General features: G+C 40.5%; 21 protein-coding genes. 7 read left to right on the top strand and 14 right to left on the bottom strand.

Features of this window, described 5'->3' with window-relative positions; genetic code table 11:
- Positions 1 to 2,370 carry a hypothetical protein gene (locus PSH50_RS14785; protein WP_273609813.1) on the bottom strand — a complete coding sequence of 790 codons (2,370 nt, stop codon included), beginning with the start codon at positions 2,368 to 2,370 and terminating at the stop codon, positions 1 to 3.
- A 420-nt stretch (positions 2,371 to 2,790) separates the two neighbouring features.
- On the opposite strand from PSH50_RS14785, the gene PSH50_RS14780 reads away from it, so the two are divergent.
- A complete protein-coding gene (locus PSH50_RS14780) occupies positions 2,791 to 3,426 on the top strand; it encodes an isoprenylcysteine carboxylmethyltransferase family protein (RefSeq protein WP_273586888.1) in 636 nt (211 codons plus the stop codon).
- A gap of 1 nt (position 3,427) precedes the next feature.
- On the opposite strand, the gene PSH50_RS14775 is transcribed toward PSH50_RS14780, so the two are convergent.
- From PSH50_RS14775 to PSH50_RS14765, 3 genes are read right to left on the bottom strand one after another with little or no spacing between them, the layout of a single operon-like run.
- On the bottom strand, positions 3,428 to 5,461 hold the full coding sequence (locus tag PSH50_RS14775) for an EAL domain-containing protein (RefSeq protein WP_273586889.1): 2,034 nt from the start codon (positions 5,459 to 5,461) through the stop codon (positions 3,428 to 3,430).
- Between the two features lie 3 nt (positions 5,462 to 5,464).
- A complete protein-coding gene (locus PSH50_RS14770; protein ID WP_095206797.1) occupies positions 5,465 to 5,998 on the bottom strand; it encodes a YfiR family protein in 534 nt (177 codons plus the stop codon).
- An 8-nt stretch (positions 5,999 to 6,006) separates the two neighbouring features.
- Positions 6,007 to 8,067 carry a TonB-dependent siderophore receptor gene (locus PSH50_RS14765; RefSeq protein ID WP_273586890.1) on the bottom strand — a complete coding sequence of 687 codons (2,061 nt, stop codon included), beginning with the start codon at positions 8,065 to 8,067 and terminating at the stop codon, positions 6,007 to 6,009.
- A gap of 426 nt (positions 8,068 to 8,493) precedes the next feature.
- Between PSH50_RS14765 and PSH50_RS14760 the strand changes: the two genes are divergently transcribed.
- The 3 genes from PSH50_RS14760 to PSH50_RS14750 all read left to right on the top strand — a co-directional run bounded on the left by PSH50_RS14760 (position 8,494) and on the right by PSH50_RS14750 (position 11,142).
- Entirely contained in the window at positions 8,494 to 9,510 is a 1,017-nt protein-coding gene (locus PSH50_RS14760; protein ID WP_273586891.1) for a kelch repeat-containing protein, read from the top strand.
- Positions 9,507 to 10,223: a Sir2 family NAD-dependent protein deacetylase gene (locus tag PSH50_RS14755; RefSeq protein WP_054981658.1), complete on the top strand. Its 717-nt coding sequence runs from the start codon at positions 9,507 to 9,509 to the stop codon at positions 10,221 to 10,223. Before PSH50_RS14760 ends, PSH50_RS14755 begins: the two co-directional genes overlap by 4 nt.
- 121 nt (positions 10,224 to 10,344) lie before the next feature.
- On the top strand, positions 10,345 to 11,142 hold the full coding sequence (locus PSH50_RS14750) for a response regulator (RefSeq protein WP_004587007.1): 798 nt from the start codon (positions 10,345 to 10,347) through the stop codon (positions 11,140 to 11,142).
- 59 nt (positions 11,143 to 11,201) lie between these two features.
- Here the strand turns inward: PSH50_RS14750 and PSH50_RS14745 are convergent, their stop codons facing one another.
- Positions 11,202 to 11,804 (bottom strand): LysE/ArgO family amino acid transporter, encoded by a 603-nt coding sequence (locus PSH50_RS14745; protein WP_273586892.1) that lies wholly within the window; start codon positions 11,802 to 11,804, stop codon positions 11,202 to 11,204.
- Between the two features lie 105 nt (positions 11,805 to 11,909).
- Between PSH50_RS14745 and PSH50_RS14740 the strand changes: the two genes are divergently transcribed.
- Positions 11,910 to 12,809 carry a LysR family transcriptional regulator ArgP gene (locus PSH50_RS14740; RefSeq protein ID WP_273586893.1) on the top strand — a complete coding sequence of 300 codons (900 nt, stop codon included), beginning with the start codon at positions 11,910 to 11,912 and terminating at the stop codon, positions 12,807 to 12,809.
- Between the two features lie 15 nt (positions 12,810 to 12,824).
- Here PSH50_RS14740 and PSH50_RS14735 read toward each other — a convergent pair whose 3' ends face one another.
- From PSH50_RS14735 to PSH50_RS21250, 4 genes are all read right to left on the bottom strand, one after another.
- Complete coding sequence (locus tag PSH50_RS14735; protein WP_273586894.1) at positions 12,825 to 14,138, bottom strand: M20/M25/M40 family metallo-hydrolase; 1,314 nt, start codon at positions 14,136 to 14,138, stop codon at positions 12,825 to 12,827.
- Between the two features lie 394 nt (positions 14,139 to 14,532).
- A complete protein-coding gene (locus PSH50_RS14730) occupies positions 14,533 to 15,333 on the bottom strand; it encodes a hypothetical protein (protein ID WP_273586895.1) in 801 nt (266 codons plus the stop codon).
- 9 nt (positions 15,334 to 15,342) lie between these two features.
- Positions 15,343 to 15,561, bottom strand: coding sequence for a hypothetical protein (locus PSH50_RS14725; protein ID WP_273586896.1), 219 nt, complete (start codon positions 15,559 to 15,561; stop codon positions 15,343 to 15,345).
- An 87-nt stretch (positions 15,562 to 15,648) separates the two neighbouring features.
- Positions 15,649 to 15,708 carry a hypothetical protein gene (locus tag PSH50_RS21250; protein ID WP_369127934.1) on the bottom strand — a complete coding sequence of 20 codons (60 nt, stop codon included), beginning with the start codon at positions 15,706 to 15,708 and terminating at the stop codon, positions 15,649 to 15,651.
- Between the two features lie 96 nt (positions 15,709 to 15,804).
- On the opposite strand from PSH50_RS21250, the gene PSH50_RS14720 reads away from it, so the two are divergent.
- Positions 15,805 to 16,782 (top strand): hypothetical protein, encoded by a 978-nt coding sequence (locus PSH50_RS14720; protein ID WP_273586897.1) that lies wholly within the window; start codon positions 15,805 to 15,807, stop codon positions 16,780 to 16,782.
- A gap of 65 nt (positions 16,783 to 16,847) precedes the next feature.
- On the opposite strand, the gene PSH50_RS14715 is transcribed toward PSH50_RS14720, so the two are convergent.
- Together PSH50_RS14715 and PSH50_RS14710 are read right to left on the bottom strand one after the other, a co-directional pair.
- Positions 16,848 to 17,528 (bottom strand): SDR family oxidoreductase, encoded by a 681-nt coding sequence (locus tag PSH50_RS14715; protein WP_096042718.1) that lies wholly within the window; start codon positions 17,526 to 17,528, stop codon positions 16,848 to 16,850.
- Positions 17,529 to 17,756: 228 nt separating this feature from the next.
- On the bottom strand, positions 17,757 to 18,755 hold the full coding sequence (locus PSH50_RS14710; RefSeq protein WP_273586898.1) for a DUF4382 domain-containing protein: 999 nt from the start codon (positions 18,753 to 18,755) through the stop codon (positions 17,757 to 17,759).
- A gap of 346 nt (positions 18,756 to 19,101) precedes the next feature.
- On the opposite strand from PSH50_RS14710, the gene PSH50_RS14705 reads away from it, so the two are divergent.
- Positions 19,102 to 19,956, top strand: a complete 855-nt coding sequence (locus PSH50_RS14705; protein ID WP_029773660.1) for a mechanosensitive ion channel family protein — start codon at positions 19,102 to 19,104, stop codon at positions 19,954 to 19,956.
- 86 nt (positions 19,957 to 20,042) lie between these two features.
- On the opposite strand, the gene astB is transcribed toward PSH50_RS14705, so the two are convergent.
- The 3 genes from astB to PSH50_RS14690 form a co-directional block, all read right to left on the bottom strand.
- A complete protein-coding gene (astB, locus tag PSH50_RS14700; protein WP_273609812.1) occupies positions 20,043 to 21,389 on the bottom strand; it encodes an N-succinylarginine dihydrolase in 1,347 nt (448 codons plus the stop codon).
- A gap of 412 nt (positions 21,390 to 21,801) precedes the next feature.
- Positions 21,802 to 22,905, bottom strand: a complete 1,104-nt coding sequence (locus tag PSH50_RS14695; protein ID WP_273586900.1) for an L-dopachrome tautomerase-related protein — start codon at positions 22,903 to 22,905, stop codon at positions 21,802 to 21,804.
- A 2-nt stretch (positions 22,906 to 22,907) separates the two neighbouring features.
- Positions 22,908 to 23,918 (bottom strand): zinc-binding alcohol dehydrogenase family protein, encoded by a 1,011-nt coding sequence (locus PSH50_RS14690; protein WP_273586901.1) that lies wholly within the window; start codon positions 23,916 to 23,918, stop codon positions 22,908 to 22,910.
- Positions 23,919 to 23,950: the final 32 nt, after the last annotated feature.

Here is a 23,950-nt window from a genome sequence, read left to right as displayed (position 1 = left end):
CTATTCATTAATAGAACTATTGTCGGCAAAAATAGATCTGATTGGGCGCAGTATATTATCTAGCGTTTTAGAAAAATTACTCTGCTCTATGGTAACGCTCGAAGACCATGCCTCAGGCATGTTAAGGGCTCCAACAGCTTTCACCATACAGCGAATTTCGTCTCCAACAAATTCATTGGTCAATTCGAAGGTGTTTTTTACCGTGTACGTTAGTGGGTAACCACTTGCAAACCAGTAATAACGAACATCTTTAACGCCTTGAATGTTTGCTTGGCATTCAACTGTGTTTCCTGCAAGGGCATCCCCGACGATCTTTGGTCTCGCTAGAAATGGCTCTGGGAGCTTTTCGATTTCTGAGGTTTTTTGTAAAACCTCAATAAAATCAATGTTAAAGTTTTCTTGCTCTGTTGTTGGGTTACCATTATGTGATTTTAGAGCATAGTCTAATTGTATATCTAGCCTTTGTAAGTACGTTGCAGGGGTGGGGACACGCCCAACTTCTACCCACTTTTCATTACCTGAGTCATCACTAATAGTAACATTGATATACGTCATGTCAGTATCAACAATAAACTCCCAAGTGTGGTATTCGCCATCCCAAAACTCCATTCCACCTTCAATATTACTTTTTTGCTCTGTCAATTCCCCCCAATAAGCTTTGTAACTCTTATAACTTGAGGATTGCTTGGCAAAAATATTTTTTACAGCAGTATAATGATAATGTGAAGACAAGCCATTTAACCACTGACCATTAAGGCCGTCGAGTTCAAACCAGTCCACTTCAATACGGTTAGCAGTTCGCCAAAATAAAAAGTCAGGGTTGTACGACCAAAAAGCTGGGAATAACCCACCTGGTAAGTCACTTTGGGCTACTTTGGGAAGCATATACCGTATCCTAAATACTTTCGGCCCGCTCCAAGTGTAACCATGACCCAGATCATTTACACTGTAAAAAGCACTCCCTCTCCAACGGTCACTTTTTTTAATGAGCGCTAACGTTTGGATTTTGTCATCACTATCGTGAGGATAAGCGTTGTAGGTACGATTAGGAGCAATGAGCTGAGCGCTCGCACCGACTGCAGGATTAAAACCTGGGGCAGCCCATAGGTCGGCCTCGCCACTGGCACTATGTTTTACTCTATCATGACGAAAGTCATCATAAAATACTCTCTCAAACCCTTCAGGCACGACTCTTTCGTTACCACTATTTACCCGAACCTGTGAAGGACTAATTGATTTACCCCATTCAGTCCATTCCTGTTCATCATGGATATATCTATAAGGAAAATCTTCTTTATCCATAACCGGGCGAGTATCTTTGTACGGGTGGTCGTTTGGTAAATCAATTGGACTTAATTGGCTATTAGTCGAATCAGCGAGTGCAGCTGAGCGATGTGCAGCCCACCCTGTCATTTTACGAACCATTGCTTCTGAAGGTTCTGTTAAGCCAAAAGCTAAAGTGTCGTAAGCCCAAGCCATATTTCCGGTGCTCTTATCTCCAAGGTAGGAACTCGGCTCATATAGCCATTGTCCAGAAAATCGATCTGGTTGCTCAGTGTCAGTAGATAACGATACACCATTTACAGAAGCAAAAAGCTGTCCATATCGTATCCCTGTTACGACCACGTTCCATGTTTTACCGTCCGCGATAACTTCATTTTTGGTTGTAATAATACGCTTATCGAGCCCAAAACTATTTAATCCAACGTATTGAATATTCAACCCATTTGATTTGTCATACCAAATTTTGGGCGATGATTTATTCGATCCATTACCTTGATTTATATCTACAAGAGTTGTTTTTTCATCGTTGCCTGTCTCTGCATCAATTCTAAATACAAAAATACACCATCTATAATTCCACCTAGCATCACGCTGGCCAGGAACTGCAAAGTAGCTTCCCGTATTTTCTAAAAATTCAATCCCTTTTTTTGCGTCCGTTTTAACAGGCTGCAAAGCGTCTGTAGTTTGAGTTGCATTGGCAATAATTGTGCCCCGGGAAGAATGTTTGGGTAATTTACCTACTTGAGCATCCTCCTGAAAATACGCAGTCATAAGCCACTCTGGGAAAAGGTTTAGCGCCCAGGGTACTTTTTTCTCACTTGAAATTGCGCGCTCAGGAATGCGCATAGATAAGGGTAAACGCCCTTGAGTTTGTTCTAAAATAGTAACTTTTGAGTCATTATCAACATCATAGTTACCTTCAAGTTCGGGGTATTCATTAGCTAAAAAATTTAATAGCTGGTAGCGCTCTTGGTCACTGTATAAACCATCATTATTAGGGTCAAGGTTCATTTGGGTGCTTAGCGAGTTAAAGCTGAATATTAAACAGCAACTTAATACTAGAGCTAACTTCTTTTTTGGTTTCATAAGTAAATTTCCATATAAATTTAATTATCTAAATACTTAATGAGCTCACAAAAAGTTGTAAGCTTATTATAGAAAAATTTAATATTTACAGAATCAGGGTACGCTCTTTTGAAAATTTTGAGGCGCTTAGCTATGGAGGAGAGAGCAGCTGATTAATTACTCTCTTGCTATAAACTCTAGCGCAGGTATTTTGATAAATCTATTTATTTAATTGGCTTTAAAAAAAGCTTCATATAAAAATAAAGAGAAATTAAACATTTTTCGAATTCATAGTATTAAATAGCACTTTATTGAGTTTGATGAATTACATGAGCTACTTCATTTTATTTAAACTTTATTCACTGCTCGTATAGGGGTTGTTTCTTAATTACATGAATACTAATATGGTTTAATATTTGATGGATAAAAAGTTATTGGTTAATGAGTTACCAACCGTTTATAGATGATTCTGCTTCGCTAATCGAGTTTACGCGTGTGTATTTAGCGCTTTTTTATACGTTTGTGGCGGGGTTTTACACCGTTAGAATTATTTATAAAAATCGTTCAACGCCTGCGGGTGTTATTTTTCCTGGCGCTAAGTTTTGTACTAGCTGGTGGAATCATATGGCGTTTAAGTTTTTTAGAGCTGCTATATGGTTTGTGTGTGTGCTGCGTGTGTTTGTGCCTGCCACCGATAACTACTTAGGTATGTTTTATACCTTAAATGGGTGGCCGGGTGTTATGTTTGGCAATATTATGCTCACGGCGGGCTTTTTGCTCAGTATGGTTGTTCATTTTCATATGGCGTCACTTTGGCGCTCGGGTATAGACCCAAATGGGCCTCAAACACTTAAAACTACCGGGTTATATAGTTTTTCGCGCAACCCTATGTATGTCGGTGTGGCAACTGCTCAGCTGGGGTTCTTTTTAGCATTACCAAGCTTATTTAGCTTAATTTGCCTTGCTGTGGGCTTATATGCGCTTTATAAACAAATAGCCGTTGAAGAAGCGCATTTAGTCACGCGTTTTAATAATGACTACCTAAAATATAAGCAAACCGTACCGCGCTGGTTGTAGGTTATTCAACGGTTGCTTTTATTTGCAGATGGCTATTTATAAAATCTTGCTTTGAAAGCGGCTTAGAATATAAGTAGCCTTGAATGTAATCACAGCCCAGCGCGATTAATTGTGCTTGTTGGGTTGGTGTTTCTACCCCTTCGGCGACCACTTCTACCCCTAAGTTATGCGCCATAGTAATAATGGCTTTAATTAGCGCTATACTGCTGCTATTGGCTTCAATATTTTGTATAAACGATTGATCTATTTTAAGTATATCAATGTCTAACTGCTGCAAGTACGCAAGCGATGAGTACCCAACACCAAAATCATCAATGGCAATGTCTATATCAAGCGCATTAAGGCGTTTTAAATGATGCTGAATCGCGTTATCTGGGTCCATTAAGCTGTTTTCAGTTATCTCAATTAATATTGTATGAGGTGGCAAATTATAAAGTTTGCACGCCTCTACCCATTGGGTAACCCAAATACCGTCGCGATCAATTTCTAAAGGTGAGGTATTTACACTAATTTGCACCGGTGTATAGCTTAGTTTATTAAACTGCACCGCATCGCGAACAGCTTGCGATTTAACCCATTCGCCTAGCTCTTTTATCAAGCCATTTTGCTCTGCTATATCGATAAATTCGACAGGGCCAATAATGCCTCGCTCTGGGTGGTTCCAACGGATCAGCGCTTCTGCTTTTTTTAGCGTACGTGAATGGGGGTCCCATATTGGCTGATAGTAAAGTTCAAATTGGTTGTTATTTAAGCCAATGCGTATTTCTTCTATAAGGCGGCGCTTTTCAATCGCCAGTTCTTCCATTTCGTATGAGAAAAACTCAAACCTGTTTCGCCCCTTACTTTTTGACAAATACATCGCTTGGTCGGCTCGTTTAACTAAGGTTTCGACCGATATGCCATCATGCGGAAAAAACGCCACGCCTATACTCGCGGTTACCTGCACATGTTCGTTTTTTATGGTTATTGTTCGGGTCAGGCTTTTCATTACATCGTGTGCAATGTGCGAAACCGCTGTTGTATCACTTATTCCTTTGAGTATTAGGGTAAACTCATCACCGCCTAAGCGCGCCACTATGTCTTGCTGTTTTAAGCAGCGGCGAAGTCGCTTAGCCACTTCGTGAAGTAATAAATCACCAAAGTCGTGGCCTAAGCTATCGTTTACTTCTTTAAAGCCATCTAAATCAATAAATACCAAAGAAAATGGTTGTTCAGGTGTGCTTACAAGCTGTTGCAGGTGCTCATAAAAATAACGGCGGTTAGGTAGGTCGGTTAAGCCATCTTGATAGGCATATTGATGCAGCTGAACATTGGCATTTTCGAGCTCTTTTGTTCTGCGTTTTACTTGGTTTTCTAGCAGGTTGTCGCGCTGTTCTATAGTTTGCAGCATGGTATTAAAACAGCTTGTTAGCTTACCCACTTCGTCCTTTGAAAGCTCTTTAGCACGTAGGCTATAGTCGTTAGATGAGGTAATTTTCTCTGCTGTTTGTGCTAAATATAAAATGGGGTTTAAAAAACGTTTTCTGAGCATTAGCGATACAAGCAAACTTAAAATAAAGCTAAAAATCATTAATACAATAATAAACCGGCCATAAAAAGCGGCTCTGTCGTTTAGGTCACTGTCGTCGGCGCGCACAATCAGCGTACCGTAGCGTTGAGCGTCAATTGTTAATGGTGTTTTTACTTCTATTGTATGCGGGGCTGAGCTTTCTTGGCTGTATTTAGGCGATGTTACGCTTGCAAGTTGTTGGCTAAAATTGTTTATCACTTCTACCGATACAATATCGGAGCGCATTAATAACGGCTCAATCAGCTCTTTTATTGCGGCGGTGTCGTAAAATATTAAAGCAGTACTAATATTGGGGGCTAATATTTGCGAGAGTGATTTTAGGCTTTGTGTTTGTTCTTGTTTTGCGGTTTTTAGCTCATACGCGCTAAAAACAGCAGTAACGGTAGCGGTAGAAATAAGCGCAACACTCATTAAAATAAACAGCAGCTTTTTACTCATTGAGTTGAGTGAGAAGTAGTTTGTCATTATTTACCCCTCAACTACACGTGCTAGGCGCAGCACTTTTGAGCTCATAGTAATGCCTGCTTTTTTAAGCTTGCTTGGGGCAACTTCAAAGCGCACCTTACTACTTGAAAGGAAAAATCGAATATGCCCTTGTGCGGCTATAAAGCCATCTGTTTCGCCAACTATCATTGTATTTTTTAAATTAAGCGCGGGGTGGGCATCTAACCACATGTTATAGGTATTATCGGTAATAAATACTATATCACAGCCCTCAAGTGCAGTTGCCTCGAGGGGAGTTAGTTTATTTCGTAAGTGGCGTTTATGTACTTTTCTGTTTTCTAGGGCGGCATTTGCTATTGCTATAAATTGGCTGTCGGGGCTACAAATTAAAAAGTCGGAGCCGTTTTCGGGTGCAGATTGCCATTGCCCTAAGCGGGCAAAGTTATATAAAAAGCCTGCTTTAAGCACATATTCTTTTTGCACCGCAAACGCGCTTGAGCTTGTACAAAGCGCAAGGCAAAAAAATAGGTAAAGCAATCGATTTAAAGGCTTAAGCATTGGCTCTCTTAAAATGTTGCACTAACAGAAAACGTGACACACTCGTCTATGTAATTAGGAACCGTAAATGTTTCGCGAGTATTGGCGTATTCTATGTGTGAGCCTGCAAATAAATTTTTGCCTGATACTGCTGTGGCCCAGTTATTGTTTATTTTCCAGTTCCATGTAAGGTCTACAGCGGTGTAGTTATCTGTATTGTAAGTGCTTGAGTTTTCGGCTCTTAGCGTGGCAAAAATAGAATGCTGCTCACTTAATTGGTAATTCAGTTTAGTAAATAATTGTCTGTTTACTGAGTCGTAGCCAATAGTAGGGCGTGTTGCATTAGGTAAGTCGTAATCTATTTTTGTATAGCTGTAGCCAACTTCGCTGCTTAAGTTGTCCATTAGTTGCATCGAGAACAATAAATCACCGCCGGTTGTGGTGGTTTCACCTACCGAAACAAAGTCGTAATCTAAGCTTGTTGTTTGAAGCGCCGCAAATGCTTGTGACACTTCCCCGGCTAAGTAAAAGTTTAATGCAGGTATAAATTGTTCTACATGAGGGTTTAAACTAATTACGGCCACATCATCCGCTTGCGTATTAAATGCAGAAACATCTAAAGACCACTCCGCCTTTGATATACGGTAGCCTAGCTCGTACGAGATATAATTTTCGGCTTTTACGTTATCGTTACCATTTAAAAATGTAGCTATATGGTATTGATCTATTTCAGCAATACCCGACTGCATGCCAATAACGTCTGAGATTTTTTGGCCATTTACTCTAAAGTTATCGTTAAATTCAATTAGTGTAGGAATACGTACGCTTCGTGAAATTGAACCCCATGCTAGGTGCTCGCTATTTGGCTGATAGGTAAAGCGGGCAAGGGGTTGATTTTCCCAACCGGTTAAATCGTTATGCTCTATTTTTGTGCCTACAATGAGGTTTAACGTATCAGGAATAACACTGTATTGCGCTTGCAGCATAGCACCGTATTGATGAAGGTCTTCTAGGTCTTTATCGCTATTAATAAAAATGCTGTCTTGAAAAGAAATATCATTAAATCGATAATTAAGCCCCCAATCTACCTGGAGTGCTCCGGTAATAAAGTTCATTTGATAATCAACGTCAATCGATTCAAAATCTTCATTTATATAGGGTTGTTCACCATGTTGTTTAAGCCACGACATTTGCAGCATTTGGTTTGCATTATCTGAAAGGCGATGCTCAACACGGGTCATTAATCGCGTATCGCGCCTATCTGCAATAGTTGGAAATTGCTGACTGCGGTTAGACGCATCTACTACCCCAGTAAGGTTTTGGCCGTGCTCTGTGTGGGTATGATCCCCTTGCAGGAGGATTGACCACTCATCGCTTGGCGTAAAATCAGCTCTAAAGCCGCCAGCGTGCTGTTTAGTAAAGTCATTAGGTTTAATGCGGCTGCCTTTTTTAGATGGTGCGGTATTTTTAGTATTATAGTAGCCCCTGTAACTACCAATATCAGAAATATCACCACCATGGCGAAGGCTTATGTCGGCATTTATTTGATTACCTGTAATTGCTTTAGCGTAAGTGTTGCGTGTATCTAAGCTATTTTTAGTAATGATATTGATCACGCCGTTATTTGCGTTATTACCCCATAACAACCCGCCCTGACCACGAATAACCTCAATGCGTTCAATATCGTATAAAGGCACATGCAACGACTCCCAATACACAGCCGCAAATTTGGGGGTATATAGGCTTTGCCCATCTATCATTACTAATAATTTGCTGGAATACCGTGAAGCAACACCGCGTGCAGAAATAGCCCATTGATTGTTATCAAGTTGTCTTACGGTAAGGCCTGGCACCATTTTTAATGCCTCAGGAATAGAGGTAGCGCCCGAGCTTGTAATTTGCTCTTTGCTTAGCACATAAATAGAAGAGGCGGTGTTAAAGGCCGATTGTGCTCGTTTCATTGCAGAAGTTGCTTGAACATCCATTCCCATTAACGCGTCAAGGTCTAAGTCATCGTCGTTTAATGGTTCTGCAGCAAGTATTGGTGAGGCAATAATAAGTGAGCACAATAACTTTTTAGGTATTTTCACCTAGGTTTCTCCACAGGGATCAAAAATCAAAAACAGGATATATTTTTGTAAAACATTTGTTACCACAAAATATTAGCATACTTTATATTGCTAAAAGTACACTTTATTAGGCTAACTAGCATAAATTACTAAGTAGTAAGGACGTTTTAAAACTTAACGCTAAATTATTAAAGTTTTGTAGTTTTTAAATAAAATTAACAAATAAAGCCTCAAAATCAAGTAATAAGGCGTGTAAATTAGGCGCTGCTTGTAAATTCGCTTATCTAATTTAGCCCGCTGGCTACACCATTAATTATTAGATGGTTTGTAAAACGCAGCACACCTAAACACACGCATTAATAAGGTAAATTACTTATAGTTAGCTGGTTCATACAGGTAAAATAATTTACCCTAAGTGTATTAGTCACTTTTATATTATTTGTTTTTATGAGCCTTCTTTTTTCTATTGCGTTAGCAAGCCTTCCTGCTTTACCCGAACCCGTTGCAAACAATGCCGTAGCTAAGGTTACTGTTGAAAACCAACGCTATTTTTTGAGTTTTATGGGGCTTGGTAAAAACAAACAACACACAGATGTACACAATAAGGTATTTTCGCTAAAACTGGGCGATAGCGCTTGGCAGCAACAAGCGAGTGTGCCTTCAAGTTTGCCATTAAAGGGGCGCTTAGCCAGTACTGCTGTTGGCTTAGGTGAATACGCTTATATTTTTGGTGGTTATACGGTAGATAGCGATCATACTGAAATTTCAAGCCCCGATGTGTACCGTTTCGATATAAAAAGCAACACGTATAAACACCTTGCAAGCATGCCAGTACCGGTTGATGACAGCGTAGCGCTAAGCTACAAAGAGCGTTACATATACCTTATTAGCGGCTGGCATAACGATGGCAACGTAAATTTAGTACAAGTTTACGATACTAAAAACAATACATGGCAGCAGGCGTCGCCTTTTTTAGGTGAGCCAGTATTTGGCCAAGCGGCTGCTATTAGTGGTAATACTATTGTTATTTGCGATGGCGTTAAAACCCAAGCAAATCCAGATTCACGCCGCTCTTTTGCAGGTGTTGCGCAGTGTTTAAAAGGCACAATAAATGCCAACAACCCGCTAAAAATAGACTGGCGTACTTTGCCCCACCCTACGGGGGAGTCGCATTACCGTATGGCTGCTACTAGCTACAATAACAATATTTATATGCTGGGCGGCTCTAACAACCCCTATAACTATGATGGTATTGGCTACAATAAAAAGCCCGCTCCGGCGAGCAACCATGTGTGGCGTTTTGATATAAAGCAAAACACGTGGCAGGTATTACCTAATGTAGCTGTTGGCAGTATGGATCACCGCGGGCTACTTAAGCACAATGGGGCTTTATATCGTATTGGCGGCATGAATAATCAACAGCAAGTAATAAGCGATGTATTAGGGTACGAGGTAACACAGTGAATACACTTTATATTACCGGTGCAGGGGTAAGTGCTGCTAGTGGCATACCTACATTTAGAGGCGAAGATGGCTTTTGGACTATAGGCAGTAAGAACTATACGCCTATGGAAATGGCCACGCGTGCTATGTATCAAAACAATCCGCGCGAGTTTTTAGCTTGGTATTACAACCGTTTTGCTGCCTATCGTAACCATGGCCCTAATGAAGTACACCATTGGCTGAGCGATAAAAATTTAATAACCCAAAATATAGATGGTCTTGATGGCAAAGCCGGTAACAAAAATTACATTGCTATACACGGTAGGCTCGATCAAATGACGTTATTTCATGAGCAAGGCGAAGCCGTTAAACCGCTTATGACTCCGTGGGATAGTGTAGATGAAAGTCGCCTGCATGAGTCTCTTTTTGAGCTATTTAATATTCAAAACCAAACACCGGAGCTTAATCATTCGTTTAAGCCTTTTGTGTTGTTGTTCGATGAATTTTACACCGAGCTTTACAGAATAACCGAAGCACAACAGCGTATGCTCAACGCCGATAAAATTGTATTTATGGGCACCTCGTTTAGTGTAAATATCACCCAAATGGCATTAGAAGTAGCCCGTAATTACGACATACCTGTAGAAGTGGTAGACCCTAACCCTGTTCACATAATGCACAGCAATGTAACGTACAAAAAAATGAATGCATTAGAATACATCCAATCTAATTAGAAAGTGCTATATTTTGAAGAGATTGCTAATGTTTTCTTAAATATTACAATCTCTTTATATAATATTAACGAGTCAACAATGTTATTATTATCCTTATTATAACAATACTAAAGAGACTTGAATGAGCGACCTAACTGCAATAGCAAACTTGTCCATTTTACTTGTAGAGCCTTCAGAAGTTCAGCAAAAAATAATAATAAAATCGCTTGCAGAAAGTGGTGTTAAACAAGTAGAAACTGCGGCTACTCAAGCGCAGGTTTTATCGTTACTTGAAAGTTACCACCCAGACCTAGTAATAAGCTCGATGTACTTATCAGACGGCACAGCCGACTCATTATTGCAAAAAATAAGACTTAACCCCGCCACTGAACATCAACCTTTTATGCTTATATCGAGTGAGCGTAATAAAAAGTACCTTGAGCAACTACGCCAGTCGGGTGTGTTGGCTATTTTACCTAAGCCTTTTAGCGCAAAAGCCATTACTCGCGCACTCAAAGCAACTCTCGATATAATAAGCGAAGAAGAAGTAGATCTTGATCATTTTGATGTAACGCTACTTCGCGTACTTGTAGTAGACGACAGCCGCTTTGCTCGTAAACACATAATACGCGTGCTTGCTGGCATGGGGATCCCCGAACCGGTAGAAGCCGAAAACGGAAAAGAAGCCATAGCGCACCTTAGTGAGCAATCGTTCGATTTAATCGTTACCGATTACAACATGCCAGAAATGGATGGTCGCGAACTAACCGAAACTGTACGTGGCTCAAATGCTTACTCGCATATTCCTATTTTAATGGTGAGCTCAGAGGCAAACGACACTCACCTAGCTAATATTGCGCAAGCAGGAGTTGATGCTATTTGTGATAAACCGTTTGAACCGGCCACAGTGCGAGAATTACTTTATAAAATAATGTCTTAGTCTTTTATAAAATGGCTAACAACAGCGGTAGTTTAATACATAACTACCGCTGTTTTGGCTTATTGGCTTGGCACGTTATATAACTGAAACGCTACAACACATAAAATAACTACAATACAGCTATCAAATACGCGCCACCTAAATGGGGAGCTTAAAACCTTTTTTAATTTTGGCGCAAACAACACTAAGCTACTAAACCAAATAACAGAGGCCACACAAGCACCAATAGCAAAGTGCATAGGCGCGGGTTGTAATGCGCCAATGCTGCCAAGCAGCAATACGGTGTCTAAATAAACATGTGGATTTAGTAAGCTTATAGCAAAGGCCGCAAGGGCCGTTTTCCACCAGCTCACTTTTATTACCTGAGTTACTTTTAACCCCGATGTGCCTTTAATTGCGCTGCGCGCAGAGCCAAATGCTAAGTAAAGTAACATAGCTATACCGCCCCACGTTAACCACGGTAATAACCCCGGCAGCCATAGCTTTAACTCATTAGCGGCAAATACACCTACAATAATTAGCGTGGCGTCGCAAAGTATACAAACCGCAGCTAAAACAAAACGGTTAGCGCCCGCCATACATTGGCTTAAAATCCAAATATTTTGCGCCCCAATGGCAATAATTAAACTTAGCCCTAACATCACACCCGACAAAAACGACATACTTCTAATCCGCTAAAATAAAACCTGTTATCCAATGCCTTGCAGGGTAGGGGGGATTCTGTTACAAATCCAATGAATATATTTATTGTTATATGCGTAAAACTCATGATTGATTACCAGTTACTCAATGCGCTTAGTGCCGTTATAAGTGAAGGCGGATTTGAAAAAGCCTCAAAAAAATTATTTATTACCCAATCGGCGGTGAGTAGGCGTATTCATCAGCTAGAAGCCAAACTAGGCGAACCCGTATTAATAAGAACCCAGCCGCCATCGCCAACAGCATTAGGCAAGCGCTTACTTAATCATTTACAGCAAGTATTACAGCTAGAAGTGGCCCTTAATGTAGAGGCACTTAACGAGCACACAGATTTAAACACCCCGCTTAGCGTAAAGCTTGCTGCTAATGCGGATTCGCTTGCCACCTGGCTGCCCGAAGCACTCGCCGTATTAGATACAGAGCTTGCGTGCAAATTACGCTTTGAAGTCATTAGTGAAGATCAATCCATTGCCCATAAAAGAATGAAAGACGGCGAGGTTATGGTGTGTATTAGCTCATCCCCCGAGCCCGTTAATGGCGGCCTAGTTAGCCCACTTGGCGCCATACGCTACAAAGCCATTGCAAGCCCCGATTTTATAAAACAACATAAGCTTACTGAGCTTTCGCAATTAGCGCATTTACCTTGCTTGGTATTTAGTGAGTATGACAAGCTACAACACCAATTTTTAGAAGATATTAATGGCTCAGCCCCACTGTTTACCCATATTTACCCTTCGTCAGAGGGATTTAAACAAGCCATGATAGCAGGCCTAGGTTATGGGCTATTACCTACATTACAGCTAGGAGATTCGCTGATAAAAGGCGAGTTAGTCGATTTATTCCCAGAATATTATATTGATACACCTTTATACTGGCACTATTGGCAAACCGAAAGCCCGCAGCTTAAAACGTTGCGTAAGTTTGCATTACAAGTAGCAGGCAAACGGTTAGAGCCTATTAACCCATAAAGGCTAAGCCTGCGTCTATAACTGCCCTAATCTGTAAATAAGCAGTGCTGTTTTAGCGGTGTTTTTATTAAGTGAGGTTAAATCGGCGGTTTCGTTTTTAGTGTGTGCGCCACTGCCCATTAGGCCTAGGCCATCAAGCGCCATATCAACATGGTTTGCAGCAAACGAAATATCAGCCGCGCCGGCATTACGTGGGTTTGCAGTCTCCACTTTGTTATAGCCTAAGTCTTGGCTTGCTTGGCTATACAGTGCAAGCAGCTTTTTATTACCCTCGGTGAGCCCCATTGGTGGGTAGCCGTCTTCAAAAATAAGCTCAGCGTGGCTGCCATTTAAGCTTTTAGCCACTATTTGCTGCATCACTTTTTTAGCGCCTTCTACCTGCTTTGGCGAAAGCGCCCGTAAATCACCCGCTACATGGACGGTTTGCGCAATTACGTTACTTTTACCAAACGCAGTGGCTGACGAGTTAGCACTGTCGTAATCGGCATTTGTACCGCCTACAATAAGCCCCGGGTTAAAGGTTAAATTAGGTTGTGTAGCTAGTTGCTCTCTAAAGTTATTTAAAATACGCGACGCCTCGTAAATAGCGCCATAGCCCACATTGTCACTAAATATTTGCGATGAATGTGCGGCATTGGCCGTTACATTTAACGTCCAACCGGTATAACCACGGCGCGCCGCCATCGCGGTTTTAATATTGTTATCGCCGTTCTCAAAACCTAGCGCTACGTCAGCCCAAATTGCTGCATCAACAATCGCCTTTTTAGATAAACTAAGTGGACGACCGCTGCTTTCTTCATCGCCGGTAAGCAGTACTTTTACGCTTACGTTTTCAAGTAAATTAAGCGCTTGCAGGCTTTTAAGCGCGGTAATTATAATAGTGTTACCACCTTTCATGTCGGCTACACCTGGGCCACTGGCGGTGTGTTCATCAATTGGTTTATAGGTAGTAAAGTTATCGTGTTTAGCAAATACCGTATCTAGATGGCCGATCATCAGTATTTTTATTGCATCGGGGTTTTTACTTTTGTGCGCAGCTAATACATGCCCTGCGCGGTTAAAAGCGCTGCCATCTAGCCACTCAACCTTAAAACCAATGGCTTTTAGTTGCTCGCTTGCAAGCGCGCCCACCTTTTTTACGCCTTCAATATTTAGTGAACCGCTATTAATGTTTACCGCTTGTTCTATTTCTTTAAGCGCTTGCGGCATGTTCTGCTCAACTTGTTTTACTATTTCACGCTCGTTTTTATTAAGCGCCGCGTGGCTTGTAAACGGTAGGGTACTCGCAAGGGTAAAAATAAGTGCTTGGCTAAATTTTAAAAGTGACATAACAGCCTAATAATTGAAAAGTAGTTCAGCTAATATGAAGTAAAAATACAAAGGGTTCAATAGAAGTAGATTGTGATTCTTAACTAATTCCATAATAAACAATGAGTTAAAAGGTTAAGGGTTAATGTGTGTATGCGTTATTGATTTAAACACAGGTATTTAAAATATGATTTGTTAATTAATAATCAACTAGTACAACTACACAGCTATATGTCTGATATTACTGATCTCCACCATTTTGGGGTTTTGCTACATTTAGGAAAGGTAAGGTGAAGCTAACTATTTGTTTACAGGTATTTATTTTATAGCTAGGATGAAAATAGTATAAAATAGGGACATTCGTCGGCGTACTGTTTTTTATAATACGGCTCACCGAAAATACCTTTGCGGAATTCTAATTAATATTAGAGTCTCCACTCTGGGACTGAGTATTATCAACATTACCATTTACACTTTCATATACTTCAGTATTAAACCATGATGCAGTTTCTATTTCACAAACTTTAATAATTGTACTGATATCATTCTCACTAGAATGTAATGCATTATAGTCATTTGTAAATATGACCTTAAGCTCATTCGAGGAACGGTATCCAGATAATACTGGGACTATTGAGATTTCTTGGTTTGGCAAAGATGATTCATTAGGCTCACCCAGTTGGTTTACAATACCTACATAAACTTTTTTACTTTTTAGAGTAATTAAGATTGGCTTTAAGTTACTAAAACTATTATAAAATAAACTGTCAATCGGACTATCTTTCAGAATTTCGCCAAGATAAGAGATACTCTGCACTTTGTTTCCGTAGTATCTTTCTGAAAGTGCATCTAACGAAAATGTATAAAATTGAGCCAAACATGTACAGAAATATGAAAAAATTACAGTAAGGAAAGATATTACCAATAACCAAGTAAATTGAACCTCTGAAGTTGATATTTTCTCTTTGTTTAAATCTCTACTCTTAATAATATCTAACAACCAGGTTACTGGTTGAAATGAGTAATTTGCAATAGCAAAATCTTTCAATAAAAAACATAGCAATGAAGTAACTAAGAGGTATACAACACCGTGTTTGGCTGACTTCAAGTAAAGTAATTGACCGTCATATCGGTGGAGTTTTAGTTTTTCTTTGGGGTATCGTGATAAGTGAATAAAACCACTTATCAAAATTGGTAAAATAAGTAAGGCAAACAAAGCTTAACCTTACCTTTGAGCACCACGTAGGTTTTCCGCTTTAACAATACGAGAAGCAGCTTCTTTTAATGCTGTGAACTCTTGAGAAGAGGCTATTTCTTTACCATCAACTACTACAGTACCACGCCCAACAACTTGAGCACCTTTAATTGATGATTTATCAAAGTTATTAGCAATTTCTTTAGCATTATCAGATAATAAAAAGTCTAGGATGTTTTTTATACTCATGCGAATCCCCTTCATTTATGTTAGATAAGTAGAGCGTATAATCCTTGCTCTCCAGCTAACTATATAACTCATTCTAAAAAAAAGCTACTAAATAGCACTCAACCATTTACGTAAGCAAAACTTACAAAAATCGTGCCGCGATTCTATAGATTAGACTATTGCAAAGCAAACATAAATTCGCATACATTATAATGGCATGCTATATTTCGAACGATTTATTTTGCATGGAGTATCTATAAAGTAATGGAACACGTTGAACCGATTGAACAAAAATATCATCTAGGATTAGTCGATGAACTCGAATCGACTGATATATTTTTATATGCGGGCACAATTTCCTGTGAGGGATTCACAAAACTATCATCAGAGTTAGAAAAACGGAATATTGATGGTACAAAAGGCGATAAAGTTGTTCTAATTATTAATACTTTCGGTGGTGATCCCCATGCAGGTTATAAGATGGCAAGGTTACTACAGTATGAATATCAAAATTTAACAGTAGCAATTCCTGAAATGTGTAAAAGCGCAGGATCGTTAATAGCTATAGCAGCAAACGAAATAATTTATGGGCCTTTAGGGGAGCTCGGCCCTTTAGATATTCAAACTAGAAAAAGAGATGAAATGGGCGAGCAGAGCTCTACTTTGGATATATTTAAAGCTCTCGATAATTTACAGACTAGAGTAATTGAATCTTTTCGCCATTATGTTACAGACATCAAATATGGCAGTGGCTTAAATACTAAACTAGCATCGGATATCGCTTCAACTTTAAGTGAAAGCTTAATAAAACCTATTTCAGCGCAGATTGATCCTGTAAAATTGGGTGAGCAAAAAAGGGCGCTAAGTATAGCGTTTGAATATGCTGAGCGACTAAATCAAAAATCTAATAACCTTAAAGAAAGCTCATTGAATAAATTGATTGAGGGGTACCCAAGCCATAGCTTTGTAATTGATTATTATGAAGCGGTCCAACTATTTCATGAAGTAAGGAAAGTTAAAACTGAAGTTGAATATATATTAAATGGGTTAGCACTGAATACCATTCAAAAGTTACAACAAGAAATTCATGAGCAGTCATTCATTGCTTGCGACTTCACTAAGCTAGCGAAACAAGTATTACAACAACAAACTAATATTAATAACGAAGAAGATCCTAATAGCGACGAAACGGCATCTAACGAAGACGTCAAGAATATTTTAGACGCTGTGGGTACAGATTAGCTTTTAACCGTCAGGTTTAACGCCATTGGCATTAAACCTGAAAGCTCAAATTCAACCAATCATCGTTAATTAGTCGGCATTAAATATATCTCGCGCACGTTGTTGCGCTGGTTTGCTTCAATGGCAAATAGTACGGCGTCGGCCACATCTTGTGGGTCGAGTTTGTCGGGTTTTGCTTCATCAAAAAATGGAGTGTTTACCATGCCAGGGGCTATGGTGGTACAGCGGCCGTTCCATTCGCTCATTTCTTCAGCTAAGTTTTGCCCAAACCCGTAAGCAAACCATTTAGTTGCACCGTAAATAGAGCCTTTTATTGGCTTACGGCCAGCGGCTGAGCTGGTTAATATAAAGTGGCCTTTGTTTTGGCGTAAATGGGGCAGGGTTGCTTTTGCCGTCCACAGCAGGGCTTTAATGTTTACGTCTATCATGGTTGACCATTCATCGGGGTCGCCTTTTTCGGTGCCTGCGGTTGAAACGCCCATACCCGCGTTGGCAAATGCGGCATCTAGTCGGCCAAATTTTTTAAGCCCTTTTGTTACTACGTTCTCAAGTTCGGTAAAGTCGGTGGCATCTGCGGGTACACTCAGTGCGTTATCTTCACCTAATGACTCAACTAGTTCAGCTAATTTATCTTCACTTCTGGCGGTAAGAATGACTTTATGGCCGTTATTAACCAATGTTTTTGCACTCGCTTCACCTATGCCACTAGAGGCACCTGTAATTAGAACTACTTTTTCTTTCGCCATGATTATTTCTCCTATGTTTACATATTCAAAATGATAAGAACGGTTTAATTAATACGTGCTATTGACTGTACCAGTTCTGGGTTAACGGGGCTTGAATGCAGGTCACTTTACGAATAAATTATTTGGATGATGTTAGGTGAGTGGCTTTAATGGGTTTTTGCAAAGGTGGAGTGTTCGTTTTTGTTATACTTTTTATAAAAAAAGCGCACCTTAAAGTGCGCTATACGTTTATTGTGTTATGTCAAAGCTAACTGAAAGGTCCTCAGTTTGCGGTACACTAATTTGCTTAAGTTGATAAACAGTGAAATCAGTATCTTCTAGCTCTGCATCGTCTATATGTGCGGTGCACGTATAGCCAAGTTGGTAGTCTCCCGGTGTAATGAAAGCAAGCTCAAACTCATATTGGTTATCGTCTTGATCAAATACAACATTTGCGGTCGCAAGTGGAGCATCTTCTGGGGTTTGCTCATCTATTTCGTATATATCTTTAGGTGTTTGAGCATCTGATGAATATAAATATACGGCGTGTCCAAACGTTGAATCTGCAGCAGCAGTGGCGATATTGTCTGTTTCACAGTTATTAATAAGCGCTTGGCTTACTGTGCCTTCAATTTCTTGTGACTCAGAAAGATTTTGTAATCGTACGCCTCTAGGTTTTAAAAAGATCTCCTCATTATTTTGGGGATCGACCAGCGATTTTTTTAGGTCAAATTCTAAAACAAAGTCGTTATCAGTTTGGTTAAGTGTAAAGCCATCGAGTTGTATTTCGCCTACACCATCATTCCCTTTTCTTTTTACCACGAGCGGAGCAATGCTGTCGTCTTCGTATACTACGTGAGATGTAAAACTAAGGTTATTTGTATCGCCATTTATAACTTGAGCGCGGATCCACGAGTATTCGCCTGCTGGCACTTCTTGATCGTCAATCAGCTCAAAAACATCGTCCCCGGTGTAATCGAGCAAATTAACCATTTGTGGTTGAGATGCGTCAGCTTCACTTCGGGTTTCAAAACTAAATTCTTCATCGCCTTGTGTTTTAATAGTGATTGAATCAAACACGACGTTAACCGCTTTTAAACCACTAACCGGCGCATCTGACACACCAAGGCTAAAGGTTGACTTGTCGCTAGATTGTGGCGGTGTTGTGCCATTGTCATCACTTGAAGAGCCACACCCGGCTAATGCAAAAAGAACGGCGCTGCTGACTAATGTTGATTTAAAATTCATGATTTACTCCTTTAGTTTATAGAGCAGATTGTAGAAGGGCTAAGCTGAATTTAGATTGAACTGGTTTTTAGAATAGTTACTTGAAGTTAATCTTTATTTTACTTTGCGCATTTTTGAACAAAAGTATGTACGCCATAGGTTAACTAGTTTGTGAGCACTAAGGTTTTAAGTGTGAAAATTTAAGCGAAAAAAAGAAAAACTTTGCCCAATTAATTTGCTGATATAGGCACACCTTCCACTTATTTTAATGCTATCGCTTTAAAATTTTTACTATATACTCCCGCCACTTCTTTTGAAGTGTATAGATTTAATTCTTGCTGATAATCAGCCCATAGTTGGAATATGTATGAAAGATAAACTTATTGTGTTTTGGCAAAGCCATTCAGAAACAATTATCACTTTAGGTTACAAAGTGGTATTAGCTTTGGCTATTTTAGTTGCGAGCGCGCTTATTGCGCGTTCAGTAAAAAAAGCGATTAAAAATTCTAAGTCGCCATTAAAAAAAGTAGACGAAACGCTACTGCCGCTGTTATCGAGCATTGCGGGGTATTTAGTTTACATAATTGCTGGGCTGTTTATTTTAGATATTTTTGGCGTTAATACGGCAAGCTTAATAGCGCTAATGGGCGCGGCGGGTTTAGCGATTGGTTTAGCCCTTAAAAACACTTTAAGTAATATTGCAGCCGGCATTATGTTATTAATACTTAGGCCATTTAAAATAGGCGATTTTGTAGATGCGAGCGGTACGCTTGGCACAGTGAACGAAATAAACTTATTTACGACCATTTTTAAAACCACCGACGGCCTTTATATCGCATCGCCTAACGGTAAAGTGTGGGGCGGCAACATTAAAAACTTTACCCGTAACGGTAAAAGGCGCATGGATATAGTGGTGGGAATTTCGTACGCCGACTCTATTGATGTTGGCTTAAATGTACTTAAAGAAGTTGCCGAATCAGAAAGCCGATTACTTGCAGAGCCTGCGCCTAAAGTAATGGTTACTTCAATAGGCGAAAGCGCAGTAAATATTCAATTACGTGCATGGGCTGTAAATGGCGATTACTGGCAAACCGTGTGGGATTTAAATAAACGCGTTAAAGAGGCCATAGAAGGCGCGGGGCTGAGTATTCCGTTTCCGCAGCGAACGCTGCATATATCTGAGTCGATGGCATCGGCAATAACGGTTAATAACGGTAAATAAAACCTTTAAACTCTATTAGCACAAACACAAATAAAAATAGCGAGCCTTGGCTCGCTATTTTTGTATCAGCTTTTTGCTGACGAGTATTACCCTTCTAATTGAAAGTCGTATACCGAGCCTAAATTAAGCAGCTGGGTTAGTTCATCCAGTGCTTGGTAGCTTTCGGTGAGTAGGGCTGAATCGGCAAAGTCGCTTGCACCTAGCTTATCGCGGTAGTTACGCTTTGCCCAGTCACAAAGCTGAGTGTATTTATTATCGGTTAAAATAACCTCTGGGTTTACCGCAGCAAGTTCTTGCTCGTTAAGAGCTACACGTAAACGCAGGCAGGCAGGGCCGCCGCCATTTTGCATACTTTGGCGCAGGTCAAAAAACTGCACTTGGTTTACTGGGTTATCGGCTAAAATCATTTCTTCAATGTAGGCATTTACTGCGCTATTACGTTGACACTCTTGTGGCGCTACTAATAGCATTGAGCCATCATCTAGGCTTACTAATTGGCTATTAAATAAGTAACTGCTTACTGCATCGCTAATGCTTACTTTATCAGTAGGTACTTCAATTATGTATAGCTGTTTGTTGCCGGTGTAGGCATCGCGAATTTCTTGCAGGGCATCGTGTTGGTTTAAAAATGCTTGCTGGTGGCAAAGCAATACGTTTGCGTTACCTACTGCAATTACATCGTTATGAAACACGCCTTGATCTATAACATCTGGATTTTGCTGCAGTAAAATTTGGCTCGATTCTCTTAAATTATGTAATCGGCAAATGGCTTCTGAGGCTTCTAGTGTTTGCCTTGCAGGAAACTTAGCCGGTTTTGGTAACTGGCTGTTAAAGGCACTTGCGCCAAATACGAACATTTCTAGGCCTTGCTCGCCGTGGCTGTCGCAAAGTCGGGTGTGGTTAGCCGCGCCTTCGTCGCCAAAAAAGCCCTGATCGGGTAAATGCGTGTGATGTGTAAAGTAGCTATCGTTATTAAACATGGCTTTTAGTAAGCGGGTAGTTGTAGCAGGCTCTAGCGAGCGGTGAAACTTATTGTTTAAATTAGCTGAGGTAAAGTGCACTTTGCCATCGAGGGTGTCTGGCGATGGAGAAACAGTAGCGGCATTGGCAGTCCACATTGCAGAGGCCGAATAACACGCGCGCAATAAAATAGGGTCGGCTTTAAATGCTTTATGAATAACTTGCGAGTCGTTGCCGGTAAAACCTAGGCGACGTAGTACGTTTAAATCGGGGCGTGCGTGGGGCGCAAACACACCTTGTGTTAGGCCTTTGTCGTGCATGGCTTTCATTTTTTCAAGGCCCTGTAACACAGCTTCTTGAGGGTTTGAAAAATTTGCCGCATTATTTAACGAGGCAACGTTACCATACGATAAACCCGCATAGTTGTGAGTAGGGCCAACTAAGCCATCAAAATTTACTTCTAAGGCGTGCATACACGTTCCAATCATATTGTTTTTAGTTACTTAACAATACAACGCAATGGCCGCGCTTGCAAAGCCTATAAATACGAAATTTATCGGCTGTAAACGCGCTCTTTGTCGCACGTGGTATGGGTATTGCTCGGATCGTTTACCTGCCATACGCTAATGTCTAAACGCCATAGTAGGTAAAGGGTGTGGTATAGGTTAGCCATGGTATTTTCCTTGAAAGTTTCACTGAACACATCTGTACTGTGGAAGAATTATGCCAACTGTTAATTGAATATTTTATGAATACAAATCAGATATTTATTAAAACACTAAAAATAACTTTTGAGCGCTTAGCACCATTTTGGGGCTAAAAGGCTTAAAAGTTGCACCAAAAAGCCACGCAGCGGGTGCGTGGCGTATGGTTTATACGCTGTATTTAGCGCCCTACTTTACCCTTTACTAGTGGGTCGAACGACAGCACACTAAATTTTCCTTGGCTGGCGTTTTTACCGTTATTTAATACTGGCGAGCGATGTAACTCATCTACGGTAAAATATATTTTATGATCGGCGCCATAACTAAAGCCATCAGGCCAGCTTAAGCGCTCGTCTTTAAATAATACGTGGTATTTACCGCTTGGTTTTACTACACCAATTGCGCCGTTGGTTATGTCGGTAACATACACATTGCCGCCGCCATCAACAATAATGCCATCTGAAATTGGTTTAGTGCCGTAACGCGTTACTTTACTTTCAAGGGCGCTTGCGCTCAGGCTTTTATTATTAATATCGCTTGTGGCAACACGATAAACCGATGTGCCAGACATAGAGCCAAAGTAAAGCCACTGTTCGCTTGGGTCGAGTGTGATTGGGTTTACCCCTAAACGTGCTGGTTGGCCGCCTAGTTTCATGGTGCGCCCTTCAATGACCATGTCGATGTTTTCGGCTGTGGTGTATGGGCTATTTTGTAATACTCTGCGCGCCTCACCTGTTTTTAAATTTACGGTAATAATAGCGGCTTGGCTGCCTTGTGCGGTGTCGGCAATGTATACAACGCCGTGTTTATTATCGATAACTAAATCGTTTAAAAACGAGGTGTCGGTAATGGTGGGTTTAGCTAAATAAATTATTTTATGCAGCTGCTCTTTGTTGGTATCCCAACCGACTAAACGCCCAGCATGATCAGGGCCTGATGTATCAAGCATCCATAACACGCCATCGGCAGATACATTTATGCCAAGTACATCGTAAAAGCCTTTGCCGTTTTTATACGCGTATGCCCATTCTTCATTAGGGTAGGGTTTGGTGGTGCCATCGCTTAATAGCTCCATAATTTTTTGTTTTTGGCCGTAAAAACCATGTACCGATAAAAACTTACGACCCGATGGCGTAATAGCAATATTACCCGGTGGGTGCTGCGCGTCGAAAGTAGCAACTGTTTTTAAATCGGTGTGCGTAGGTTGGGTATTAGCAAATGCACTGCTGGTTAAAAATGCGGTGCTGCAGGCTGCTGCTAAAAGTATTTTTTTAATCTGGTTCATGCTTAAAAGCCTTCTAGAACAAGTTTACCGCGTGCGGTGTGCGATTCTAAAATTTGATGTGCTTTATATAAATTAGCGGCGTTTATTAACCCTAAATTTTGCCCAAGCGTGGTTTTAAGTATACCTGAGTCTATCAGCTCGCTAATTTCATTAAGTAAGGTGTGCTGCGCTGTTATATCGGCGGTAGTAAATAGCGAGCGGGTAAACATAAACTCCCAATGCACCGATATACATTTACGCTTAAACTTTAAAATATCGAACGATGAAGGGTCATCTATTAGCGCAAATTTACCTTGCGGTTTAATACACTCAACTATTTGATCTTGGTATTGGTCGGTATGGGTTAAGCTAATAACGTAATCAAACTCAGCTAAACCAAGCTCTATGCGCTGCTCGTTTAAATTTTTAGTATGATCGAGCACATAATCCGCTCCTAACTCTTTAAGCCAGGTTACGCTTTGCTCGCGTGATGCAGTACCTACCACCTTTAGCCCCGTAATCTGCTTGGCAAGCTGTACTAAAATAGATCCAACGCCACCTGCGGCGCCAATAACTAAAATAGATTGCTGAGTATTTTGCTTATTTTTAGGCACTTGTAAGCGCTCAAACAGCATTTCGTAGGCGGTAATACTGGTTAGCGGCAGCGCTGCGGCTTGTGCGTCGGTTAATGTTTTAGGCGCACGCCCTACAATACGCTCATCAACTAATTGAAATTGCGCATTACTACCTTGGCGCGATAAATCGCCAGCGTAAAATACACGATCTCCCACATTAAATAACGATACCGACTCGCCAACGGCTTTTACAACGCCTACGCCGTCCCAGCCTAATACTTTGTAGCCTTGCTCTGGCGCTACATTTGCACGTATTTTTGTATCTACAGGGTTTACCGAAATAGCCTTTACTTCAATAAGTAGGTCGTGCCCGCTGGCTGTTGGGGTATCAAGCTCAATTGCTTGTATAGAGCTTGCTGTAAGCGTTTTAGTGTTTTTGGTGTAGCCAAATGCTTTCATGTGCGTTCCTGATGATTTTAACCAAGTGTTTT

The organism is Pseudoalteromonas sp. Angola-7, assembly GCF_028599255.1.
Lineage (GTDB): Bacteria > Pseudomonadota > Gammaproteobacteria > Enterobacterales > Alteromonadaceae > Pseudoalteromonas > Pseudoalteromonas atlantica.
Note: the sequence above shows the minus strand (reverse complement) of the source record. Positions and strands in the feature narration are given on the sequence as shown.

What these genes read in the sequence shown, in the direction of transcription:
- PSH50_RS14785 (WP_273609813.1), bottom strand. Translation starts at nt 2,370, where the DNA reads ATGAAACCAAAAAAGAAGTTAGCTCTAGTATTAAGTTGCTGTTTAATA.
- PSH50_RS14780 (WP_273586888.1), top strand. Translation starts at nt 2,791, where the DNA reads ATGAGTTACCAACCGTTTATAGATGATTCTGCTTCGCTAATCGAGTTT.
- PSH50_RS14775 (WP_273586889.1), bottom strand. Translation starts at nt 5,461, where the DNA reads ATGACAAACTACTTCTCACTCAACTCAATGAGTAAAAAGCTGCTGTTT.
- PSH50_RS14770 (WP_095206797.1), bottom strand. Translation starts at nt 5,998, where the DNA reads ATGCTTAAGCCTTTAAATCGATTGCTTTACCTATTTTTTTGCCTTGCG.
- PSH50_RS14760 (WP_273586891.1), top strand. Translation starts at nt 8,494, where the DNA reads ATGAGCCTTCTTTTTTCTATTGCGTTAGCAAGCCTTCCTGCTTTACCC.
- PSH50_RS14750 (WP_004587007.1), top strand. Translation starts at nt 10,345, where the DNA reads ATGAGCGACCTAACTGCAATAGCAAACTTGTCCATTTTACTTGTAGAG.
- PSH50_RS14745 (WP_273586892.1), bottom strand. Translation starts at nt 11,804, where the DNA reads ATGTCGTTTTTGTCGGGTGTGATGTTAGGGCTAAGTTTAATTATTGCC.
- PSH50_RS14740 (WP_273586893.1), top strand. Translation starts at nt 11,910, where the DNA reads ATGATTGATTACCAGTTACTCAATGCGCTTAGTGCCGTTATAAGTGAA.
- PSH50_RS14735 (WP_273586894.1), bottom strand. Translation starts at nt 14,138, where the DNA reads ATGTCACTTTTAAAATTTAGCCAAGCACTTATTTTTACCCTTGCGAGT.
- PSH50_RS14725 (WP_273586896.1), bottom strand. Translation starts at nt 15,561, where the DNA reads ATGAGTATAAAAAACATCCTAGACTTTTTATTATCTGATAATGCTAAA.
- PSH50_RS14720 (WP_273586897.1), top strand. Translation starts at nt 15,805, where the DNA reads ATGGAACACGTTGAACCGATTGAACAAAAATATCATCTAGGATTAGTC.
- PSH50_RS14715 (WP_096042718.1), bottom strand. Translation starts at nt 17,528, where the DNA reads ATGGCGAAAGAAAAAGTAGTTCTAATTACAGGTGCCTCTAGTGGCATA.
- PSH50_RS14710 (WP_273586898.1), bottom strand. Translation starts at nt 18,755, where the DNA reads ATGAATTTTAAATCAACATTAGTCAGCAGCGCCGTTCTTTTTGCATTA.
- PSH50_RS14705 (WP_029773660.1), top strand. Translation starts at nt 19,102, where the DNA reads ATGAAAGATAAACTTATTGTGTTTTGGCAAAGCCATTCAGAAACAATT.
- astB (WP_273609812.1), bottom strand. Translation starts at nt 21,389, where the DNA reads ATGCACGCCTTAGAAGTAAATTTTGATGGCTTAGTTGGCCCTACTCAC.
- PSH50_RS14695 (WP_273586900.1), bottom strand. Translation starts at nt 22,905, where the DNA reads ATGAACCAGATTAAAAAAATACTTTTAGCAGCAGCCTGCAGCACCGCA.
- PSH50_RS14690 (WP_273586901.1), bottom strand. Translation starts at nt 23,918, where the DNA reads ATGAAAGCATTTGGCTACACCAAAAACACTAAAACGCTTACAGCAAGC.